Here is a 394-nt window from a genome sequence, read left to right on the forward strand (position 1 = left end):
CGCCACTACTAGCGGAGTCTCGTTTGATGTCCTTTCCTCTGGGTACTTAGATGTTTCAGTTCCCCAGGTTCGCTTCTAACCCCTATGTATTCAAGGTTAGATACCTTATTACGATAACTAGAAAGATATTTAGTTCTCGCTCACGGGCCGTACGCATTGCTTCGCAATGCTGGCCCTGCGCGGACGCGGTCCACATGGACCGACGACCTAGCGGTCTGTATGGGTGCATACCCATTCAGTTCCACTCTAAGCGTGCTCCAACTAAATAAATTTTCTAGCTATCTAAGGTGGGTTGCCCCATTCGGAAATCGTCGGATCAAAGGGTATTCGCACCTCCCCGACGCTTATCGCAGCGTATCACGTCCTTCATCGCCTGTGCATGCCAAGGCATCCA

General features: G+C 50.8%; 1 rRNA gene. It reads right to left on the reverse strand.

Annotated features, from left to right (window positions below):
• Positions 1–394: ribosomal RNA gene (locus tag QSJ70_RS27420) — 23S ribosomal RNA — on the reverse strand; the annotation flags it as partial.

Origin of the sequence: Brucella sp. NBRC 12950 (genome assembly GCF_030268145.1) — a bacterium.
Taxonomy (GTDB): Bacteria; Pseudomonadota; Alphaproteobacteria; order Rhizobiales; family Rhizobiaceae; genus Brucella.